General features: G+C 65.4%; 6 protein-coding genes. 4 read left to right on the top strand and 2 right to left on the bottom strand.

Translation table 11 applies throughout. From position 1 onward, the window contains the following. Positions 1–118 precede the first annotated feature (118 nt). Positions 119–511: a helix-turn-helix domain-containing protein gene (locus JF886_RS04245; RefSeq protein ID WP_337309934.1), complete on the bottom strand. Its 393-nt coding sequence runs from the start codon at positions 509–511 to the stop codon at positions 119–121. 978 nt (positions 512–1,489) lie between these two features. Between JF886_RS04245 and JF886_RS04250 the strand changes: the two genes are divergently transcribed. The 3 genes from JF886_RS04250 to JF886_RS04260 all read left to right on the top strand — a co-directional run bounded on the left by JF886_RS04250 (position 1,490) and on the right by JF886_RS04260 (position 7,751). Beyond that, a complete protein-coding gene (locus JF886_RS04250; RefSeq protein WP_337309936.1) occupies positions 1,490–2,503 on the top strand; it encodes an IS110 family RNA-guided transposase in 1,014 nt (337 codons plus the stop codon). 947 nt (positions 2,504–3,450) lie between these two features. Further along, complete coding sequence (locus JF886_RS04255) at positions 3,451–4,509, top strand: IS110 family RNA-guided transposase (RefSeq protein ID WP_337309939.1); 1,059 nt, start codon at positions 3,451–3,453, stop codon at positions 4,507–4,509. A gap of 2,645 nt (positions 4,510–7,154) precedes the next feature. Next, positions 7,155–7,751 carry a hypothetical protein gene (locus tag JF886_RS04260; RefSeq protein ID WP_337309941.1) on the top strand — a complete coding sequence of 199 codons (597 nt, stop codon included), beginning with the start codon at positions 7,155–7,157 and terminating at the stop codon, positions 7,749–7,751. Positions 7,752–8,660: 909 nt separating this feature from the next. On the opposite strand, the gene JF886_RS04265 is transcribed toward JF886_RS04260, so the two are convergent. Beyond that, entirely contained in the window at positions 8,661–8,888 is a 228-nt protein-coding gene (locus JF886_RS04265) for a hypothetical protein (protein ID WP_337309943.1), read from the bottom strand. 33 nt (positions 8,889–8,921) lie between these two features. On the opposite strand from JF886_RS04265, the gene JF886_RS04270 reads away from it, so the two are divergent. Beyond that, on the top strand, positions 8,922–9,314 hold a 393-nt coding region (locus tag JF886_RS04270), incomplete at its 3' end, for a transposase (protein ID WP_337309945.1).

The raw sequence follows: 9,314 nt of genomic DNA on the forward strand, positions 1-9,314 counted from the left end.
TCGTGGCGCCGGCAGGCGGGTTGGGCCTCGAGGCCAACGGAGCGCACGGTCGCGGGCGGGCCGAGACCAACCTGAGCGGGTCGGCTGGTTGAACCCTCGGACCCCCAGTCAGTTGGGCTTAGACCCTGTCCCGAGGGGGATTGTTGGCGCGGGGTCTGCCGTGTCGCTCCACGCCGGCGGCGGCGCCCGGTCGTTCGCGTCGGTCCTCAAAGAGTTGTCCCTGCGCCGGTCCGCCGGCGAAGACCGCGGGCAGTAGTGATCCGCGGGTTCGAACGCGATCGAACCGAGGGTCGATGGGAGGGGAGGTCGCGCGGGCGGTTGCGACGTGGCTAGTCACGAAGTCATCGATGGCCGCGACGGGGACTCGCGTCAGCCGGCCTATCTTGACGACCGGAAGTTGCCTAGAACCGATGAGATCGTAGACGAGCGTTCGTCCGCAGCCCAGCATTTGGGCCACTTCGGGAACCGTTAGGAGGGTGCGCCTCACGCGGTCTGGGTCTGGACTGAGCATCTTTGGTGTTCTCCTTCGTCGACGGGGTCGGAACTTGGGAACGGCCAGCCTCGGGGCCAATCCCCTCAACCCTCAGAACCCGCGATCAGACGCGCCATTGGACACAAGCGGGTTCTCGCCGCTGTCCGCCGGGTTTCTCGGTAGGACAGTGCCTTTGCTAGCCGCAGCCCCGTCGCGGTTCTGACGATCACCCCGCGACCAGCTACGAGCCCCTCCAAGCTACGCGCCCACCGCTCCGACCAGCGCCGACATCACCCAGGCACAGACTTGCTCGCAGGGCGAGCCGACGCGACCGCTGGCGGAGGCAACGGGCGTGTGTTCGTCCGGTGTTCGTACGCAGAAGTGCGTAGTCGTCCGGCGTCCGAGGGGCTCAGGGGAGGGCCGTTCACGGTCCCGACGTTCCGAGCGGAATGGCCGGCCGAACCATCCGCAGTGTGGTCGACCGGCTCCATTCTCAGCCGCGTGACCGGCGGTGGCCGACGGGTGTGCCATCCGGTCTGGCCAGCCGCCCCGCGACCTGGTCAGCCGCCCGCCGCCGCCCCTTCTTCTTCTGCATCGGATGGTGCAAGTCTGTGTCGGGGTCGCAGCACGCAGTGCTGCACCGCGGCCTGGTGTGCGTGAAACGGGGCAGGCAATGCTGGGCGCATGGGCGAGTCGTGCTCTCAGTGAGGGGTGCTGCGCTCGGTGGTGTTGGCGCTGAGCTCTCCACGAAACACCGGCCCCGTCGGACGCCCGCGCCCCGACCGGAGGCGCCCACCGGCCGCCTTGGTGGCGACGGTTTGCGCGCCCGCGGCTGCCAAAGAGGGTTTGCCAAAACTGGCGAGTACAGACACACACACCTGATTGGTGCCACTGATGCCATGAAGAACCCGGCATCACGGAGAAGGACCTCCGTCCCCGAACGCACCGCCTGAGCGGTGGTTCACTCCCTTGCCGGGCCCGCAGCCAGGTGGGTCATGGAACAGGAGGTCCCAGCGCATGTTGTACGTCGGCATCGACCTTCACCGCAGGACGTCGAGGATCGTGACCATGGACGAGGGCGGCAAGGTCCTCTCCCAGCGCACCGTGGCCAGTGACCGCGCCTCCGTGGCCGAGGCCTTCGATCGCATCCCGCGGCCGGTGGAGGCGGTCTTCGAGGCGACCTGGGGCTGGGGCTGGCTTGCCGACCTGCTCGAGGAGATGGGGGTGCCGGCGCACATGGCGCATCCCCTGCAGACACGGGCGATCAGTTCGGCGCGGGTGAAGAACGACGCCATCGATGCGCGGACGCTGGCCCACCTGCTGCGCACCAACATGCTCCCCGAGTCGTGGATCGCGCCGCCGGAGATCCGCGAGGCGCGACGCCAGGTCCGCATGCGTGTCGCCCTTGGCCGGATTCGCACCGGGGTGAAGCAGCAGGTCCATGCCGTGCTCGGGGAGCACGGCATCCGCCTGGAGGTCTCCGACACGTTCGGCGTCAAGGGCTGGAAGGAGCTGGAGGCGCTGGAGCTGCCCGAGTTCAGCCGACTCCGCCTGGACTCCTGCCTGCGTCTGATCCGGAGCCTGGATTGGGAGATCGAGCATGCCGACTTCGAGCTGCTGACTCGGTTCGGCGCCGACGATCGCGTCGCCCGGCTCCGCGCCATTCCCGGCATCGGCTTCCTCACCGCGGTGACGGTGATCGTGGAGGTGGGCGACATCTCTCGGTTCGGCTCAGCGGCACAGCTGTGCTCGTGGGCCGGGCTCACGCCGCGGGAGCATTCCAGCGCCCAAAACATCAAGCGCGGCCACATCTCCAAGCAGGGATCGCGCTGGCTGCGCTGGGTCCTGGTCGAGGCCGCCTCGACGAACAAGGCGTGCAAGGGCGAGGACCTTCGCGATTTCCAGCAGTGCATCGCCAAGCGCCGCGGCAAGATGATCGCGCGCATCGCGGTGGCGCGCCGCTTGCTGACCCTGTGCTTCTACGCGTTGAAGAGTGAGGACGGGTGCCGCGCGTACCCGTTGCTACGGTGATTCACTGGTCATTCTCCGGTCGAGGGTGCGCTCGCCGTACACACTGGTCCCGCCTCTCGAGGTGGCGGCCGCGCCACTGATTGAGCCACCCCAACCGCATCCAACACCATGAGTCACTCGCTCGAAGGAATGTCTGGTTCGACCTGAACCGCATCGTGGTGATTGCGTTAGGCCGTTCGTCCGATCCGCGTCGCTGTTGACGGCGCCGTGTTCGGCGGACTGCGCACGCGTTGATCACGTCCCCCTTGAAAGCGATCCACCCTCGCCGGGGTAACTGTGTGGAACTCGGCCGGGCGCCAACCAACGGACATGAACATCCCTCTTGACGCGGAGGCGTTCTTCAGGAATGTGTGTCATGCAGTGGGGCGCGAGCGAGGAGGAATGACGGTCGCGGCAACCCAGCTGAGCGCCCGGCAGCGCCAGGAGGACGTCCGGGGGCGGCACGGATCGGCGGCGCGGGATGGCAGCCGCGGAGGCGGCCAGAGGGCTGCCAGGCGCCATCGACGGCGACGCCTTCCCGCCCGCGAACCGTCCGTCGCCCGCTCGTCGCGCCCGCAGGTCCATCGACGCCGCCACGGCACCCGGGCGTTCGCGCCCTCCGGCCCTGTTCATCCGCTCCCGGCTCGCGCCCGACCTAGTGACACACAGTTCCACTGGGATGCTCCAGCGGCCACGAGGGTGCACGAGGTGCGCGCCATCATCGGCACCGGAGAACCTCGCGCCCGGGCCTGACCCTCAGTTCCACTGGCCTCGTGCCTTCGATTGGATCTGTCGACCCGCCAGCGCGAGGTTCGCCGGTGCTCGTCAGCGGAGCGGAACGTGAGTTGATAGAAGCGTGCTCGCGTAGCTCGTCCCAGTGCTGTCCGCCCGCTCCGCTGACTCACCAACCCCAGTCAGACCCTGCAACACAGAGGGGACATGAGGACATGAGGATGGCTTCCGGCAGCATGGCACAGGCCGAGCACGGCGTCACGGTGGGCGTGGACACCCACGGCGATGCGCACGTCGCGGCCGCGTTCACCAGCGATCTCGGGCGGCCGCTCGGGTACCTCGAGGTCGCCACCACGCCGGCCGGATATCGTCGCTTGCTGGAGTGGGCCCGCAGCCTCGGCAACGATCCACGGTTCGGCGTCGAGGGAACCGGGTCATATGGCGCTGGGCTCGCTCGTTTCCTGGACGTGGCCGGCTGCACAGTCATCGAGGTGAACCGCCCCAACCGCCGGACCCGGTACGCGCGCGGCAAGTCGGATCCCGTTGATGCTGAAGCTGCCGCTCGTGCCGTGCTCTCCGGCGAAGCGTGCGGCATTGCCAAGGGCGACACGGACCACGTCGGCATGATCCGCGCGCTGCGCGTGGCACGGCGGTCTGCGCTGAAGATGCGCACCCAGACGTTTCAGCAGATGAAGGCTCTGCTGGTGACCGCGCCAGCGGATCTCCGGGAGCAGCTGCGCACGCTCTCACGAGACCGCCTTGTCGAAACCGCGGCGAACATGCGCCCCGGGCGGGTCACGACCGTCGCAGCCGCCGTGAAGCTCGCTCTGAAGGGCCTGGCGCAGCGGCACCAGCTGCTAACCACCGAGTTGGCGGCGTTGGACGGCGACCTGGACCGGCTGGTGCGCGCCGTGGCACCAACACTCTGTGCGCTCACCGGGGTCGGGACCGATGTCGCGGGAGCCATGCTCGTGGCTGCGGGCGACAATCCCGAGCGGCTTCGCTCCGAGGGCGCCTTCGCGAACCTCTGCGGTGCCGCTCCCTTGCCAGCATCTTCGGGCAAGACCACCGGGCGGCATCGGCTCAACCGAGGCGGAGATCGCCAGGCCAACTGCGCGCTCTGGCGCGTCGTGATCGTCCGTCTGGCCACGCATCCGTCGACCAAGGCCTACATGGCCCGCCGCACGCAGGAGGGGCTATCCAAGCGGGAGATCATCTGGTGCCTCAAGCGCTACGTGGCACGCGAGGTGTACCGCGAGCTCGTCCCTCGGCCTGAACTCGCCGTTGCCGCTTGACAAACAATAGAAGCATCCAAACAGGTGTGTCTATATTTTGCGGGCCATCCAACAGCATTCCAGGTCGGGAACCGCCGCCGCCACTGCCCTCCTGACAACGCGCATTCAAGGAAGACACGCCTCCGCGCCGTGCGGTGTCAAGGTTGTACCGGAACTCCGGTGTCGCCCTTCAACCGGAACTACACAAGCTCGAGACACGCGGCGTCTGTCCATGACGTGTCCGTGCCGCGTCCATCGGCGACCGGTACCGAACTGAGCGAGGGCGCAGCAGGGCAGGCAAGCACGCTTCCGGCAACACCGGCGCGCCCGGGCTGGCATTCCTCATTGGCTGCTAACGACCGGTCTGATTCACCCTCCCACCGGTCGAGCGGCAGAGATGTTGGCAGGGTCACATCGTCCGCTCAGACGAGTTGGCGAGCCGCCGCGGTGATGGCCATTGACGCGAACCAGATTGCGCCGCAACCAAGAGCGGCGCTCGCCAAACGCACCACGAAATGCGCTCGCTTGCTGTGCTTCCAAGCCTCGTGTCTGCCGGGCGAGAGGAACGAGTTGTTGCTCCGCTTGCGACGCCGTAGCTGCCAGGCTATCAGCCGAAATGCGATGCCCGGCGCGATGAAGTAGGCAGTCGAGCCCAGTAGGACCCACCCAGAGATGAGAAGCCAATACCAGCCGGCGGGAGTGAACGACCCGTCCAAGTTCCGGAAAACGACGTGTGCCAACATCTTCATTCTCCCGGCGCCGCGGCGGCTACCCGCCGAGCCGAGCGAAGAGCCTGGCTCAGCCCGCTCGCTAGGTCCGCAACGCATCCTAGCCAGGCAACAGCAGAGCCGATAAGGAGAACAAAGAGTCCAGGGCCGACAGACACGACCGGGGCGAACCTGCCCGGCACTGCGTTGGCATTGGAGAGATAGTCTTGCAAGGCCAAGGCCGCAACAAACAGCAGGACAGTCGCCAGGATCAAGTTGACTGGCACCGTGATGCCCTCTCCGCCAGCTGCGCGGCGTAGAGCGAGGAGAGCGACTACGATGCCCAGCCCCAGAGCAAGGCTTCTCGCAGTCGGATCGTGCTCCAGCGGGCCTGCGAAAGGATCGCCCGGAAACAACGGCGGCCTGGTAAACGTGATGACAGGAAGAAAATTGGTAAGGGCGCAAACGATTGCGCCCGTCGCAGTGACTGCGGCTAGAACAGTAACGCTCATGTGCTTGCGTCGTGTCCATAGCCAGGGAGCGACCGCTGTCTCTAGACGTGAGCGATGCTGAACATGAATGCGCGGACTCGTGCGCCCGATGAGCCGGACGAGGAAGCCCGCTGGAACGACTAGCGCGAGGAAGAAGTACCCAACGGCTGGGCCGGTAACCACGACGTCGGCCACCCAGGCGCTACTCATCGCATTGAGGCTGAGGGCGGTCGGCGCGGAACAGGGTGACGATGTCGTTACAGAGAGGCCGATGTCTACTTGAGCACGCTGCGGCTCACTCGCCGAGAGATGTCGGAGGCGATAAAGCCTCGGCGATGAGCTTCGGAACGTCTTGGCGATCGGCAGGGATGAGGTCGTGATCGCTTGTGGGAGTCGATATCGCTCCGATGTTGACGTACACGTCATCCCTTCGATCACGACCCTCGCCGATCATGATGAAGCTGTCCCCCGCTGGTATCGTCCTGACCTTCCACCATGGATCGCCATGGTCCCGGCGCGGCCCGATCGCACCTTTGTTCCATTTCGGCCAGTTCATCATTGGTCATGCAGGCGACTCTAGAAGCAGGGCCGCGTCAGGCGACAGCGACTAATCACGCCGGTCCGAAAGACGACACGTTCGATCAGGCGAGTGTTCGCGAATGTACCTTGAGGCGTAGCCGAGAGAGGGCGCGTAACGGACTTGCTTCCCGCTGACGACAGGCAGAAAATGCAGTCGTCATGCGCAAGGCGTTCATCGCTGGAGGCGCGGGAGCCCTCATCGCGATCGTGGCCGCGATATTGCTGCCCGGTTGGTTTGGTGGTCGGCCGACGCTTCAGCTGAACGTCGATGGACAGACCGTGGTCGTGGTTCCGTGGGTCGGCGGTCCCAACATTACGGTGTGTTGCGGACGGACGCTGGATATCGACACCAGTGGAGCCCCTGGGCAGCCGTGGCTTGTAACCGTCACCTCGTCCACTGATCACCAGAGAGCGGACTGCCCGTTACAGGGCCACAGCGCTCTCCGGCAGCCCGCGGCATCGGTGGCGACCCAGACCCTTGACGCCGACAAATCGCTGTAAGCGAACGTCGAGACCGGTCCGTGAAGCTGCGCCGCGACCTGGGACGACAGGACGAAGACTGCACTTCAGCCCGCGACTGCGGATGCCGCGCCGGTCGCCTGTTAGTGCCACTCATACCACGGGCCACCCGGAACACAACAACAAGGCGATTTGACAGGCGTATACTGTTGGATATCACGATGCTCCTCCCTCGACGGATCAAGCGCCTCAACGTTGTCTGGGCGAGCACGCTGGCGTTGGCATGCACCCTGGTAGGTACGACATTCGTGGCGCCGGCCACGGCGACGGCAAGTGGCGGGGGAGACGGATGTCAGCCGGGCCGTTCGTCAGACGGGGTGAACTACCACGTTGGAGAGGGCGCGCATTCCCAACCGGGGGACCGGAGGGCGTGCCAGACGGTGTAAAGGCGGACGAGAAGAACTACTCGCCCTGGGTGGATCCCAATGGGGGCAGCGCGGGGTACTTCTCCACCGGCTGGGTCATGCTCACGGATTCGACTGTGAAGTACTACGCGCAGGTCGGTTGGCTCGAGTACAGCGGCAGCAATCGAATCATTTTCACGGAGGTTGGCGGCCCTACGAACTTCTATCGGACACCGTACTCGCCTCAACCCATCAACTCGACATCGACGGTGGAGGTCTCGTGGGACCCGGGCACGCTTCAGAGATTTAAGTTCTACGTAAACGGTTCCATAATTGGTGGCGAGAACAGGCTTGCGGGCTTTACGCCGGGGGAGGCTCAGATCAGCGGAGAGACGTACTCCACCGCCACCCAAATGGCCGGCGGATACTCAGGCACCCACTACCAATCCTGGGAAAACGAGCGCGTTTGGTATCCGAGCACTCCGGGGGGAAACTGGCATTATTTCAACGAGAATTGGAATACGGCGTTCGATTTCACCAAAAGCGCGCTCTTTGGGCAGTCGAACTATCCGTCACCGTACCTCGATTCGCAGTACATATGGGACACAGCATGTCCGAACTAGTAGCTCGTCGCTCGCATCGAAGCTGGTTGTGTCGCCGAGTCATGTTGATTGCGCTAGTGGGAGCTCTGACCGCTTGCGGGGGGGTCGTCGCCATCAAACCCGCATCCACTAGCCAGAGTGGCTCGATACCGGTCGCCGTGTTAGCCGCACACGGTATCACCGTAACGCCGGTGTCGCCCGGGACGTCCGTCGCGGTGTCGGAAGCAAAGGCACAGACTGTTGCGCTAGGTCGACTCACTGCAGGGAGCGCGATTCTGGGCAATGCACTAATGCAGGTAAACGACGATGCATCAAAGCAGCAGTGCACCTGCTGGGTATTTTCGGTGGCTCCAGCCGGCGCCCAGGGATATCAGGTCGGACCGGGCCCTGGGGACACGCAGGCCTCCACCGTTAGACCTCGACTGCGCACCAATTTTGCGATCATCGCGGTGGACTCGGGCAATGGGGCTGTAGTGATACAGGTGGAGGGGCGAGATCCCAGTCTCCCAGACTTCGCGTCGCCGACAGCCACGAGCTCGTCGCCGTAGTCCAGCTGTCGAACGCGGTCTGTGCGTCGCAGGCTATTGTCGCCTCGCCCGACGCACCCGGCGCCCATGGGACGCCCTTTTGCTTCCACCCGATTCGGCGGGAGGGCGCCCAGGAGAACCGATGGTTGCGCCGAACAACATCCGGCAGAGGTGCACGACTCATCCGGTCCACTGGCTCGCTCCAGCTTTTGCTCGTTGACACCTGTCCAGACACCTTACGGGGCGAACATGCCGGGACACAGACGGCCTGCGTCTGCTTAGGATCGAGGCTAGGCGCCACCGGCGAACCGCTTCGGAGGCATCCAGGCCGATCTGGTAGTTCGCACAGACTCCGGTCAACACGGAGCGGCCAGGACCCGTGAATGTCCCCGGACGCGAGGAATCACGTGACCGGATAGGGGCGGTCCAAGCCGAGGTAACGGAGCCTCGCGCGATAGTCGATGCGCTCGTCGTACTCGACCATGAGCACGTCCCGGAAGTCGATGCTCGCCTCTCGAGCGAGTTCCTCGACCTTCCTATGGTCCGGGTGCCTCAGCGTTGCGGAGACAAGTACATCGACGCGCAGGCGGTCGCCGTGAAGTGGGCGTGACCCGATAAGACGGACCACCATGATGTGGGGCTCAACCCCGCGAAGGAGGTCCAGATGGCTCGACGGGAACGTCGAAAGTTCACCGATGAGTACAAGGCTGAGGTGGTCGCGTTGGTGCGGTCGTCCGGGAAGAGCATCGGGGAGGTCAGCCGCGACCTCGACCTGACCGAAACAGCGGTGCGCGAGTGGGTGCAGCGCGCCGATGCGGACGGAGGCAGGTCGCAGGTACTCACCTCGGGGGAGCGCGAGGAGCTCTCGCGGCTGCGGCGCCAGGTGCGCGTGCTCGAGGAGGAACGCAGCATCCTCAAGAAGGCCGCGGTGAGTTCAACCGGTGAGCGCAATGCTTGCAGGCATCAGCGGCGTTGGTTGGAGGATCGTCGTGGCGCAACGCGGACGACCGGGGCTTTCGGCGGCGGGGAAGAAGGAGATGTGGCGGCGCTGGCGCGA

The organism is Candidatus Aeolococcus gillhamiae (genome assembly GCF_016464765.1).
GTDB classification, from domain to species: domain Bacteria; phylum Chloroflexota; class Dormibacteria; order Aeolococcales; family Aeolococcaceae; genus Aeolococcus; species Aeolococcus gillhamiae.

Bases quoted from the DNA above. Each gene is read 5' to 3' on its own strand.
- JF886_RS04245 (WP_337309934.1), bottom strand. From the start codon at position 511: ATGCTCAGTCCAGACCCAGACCGCGTGAGGCGCACCCTCCTAACGGTT.
- JF886_RS04250 (WP_337309936.1), top strand. From the start codon at position 1,490: ATGTTGTACGTCGGCATCGACCTTCACCGCAGGACGTCGAGGATCGTG.
- JF886_RS04255 (WP_337309939.1), top strand. From the start codon at position 3,451: ATGGCACAGGCCGAGCACGGCGTCACGGTGGGCGTGGACACCCACGGC.
- JF886_RS04265 (WP_337309943.1), bottom strand. From the start codon at position 8,888: ATGGTGGTCCGTCTTATCGGGTCACGCCCACTTCACGGCGACCGCCTG.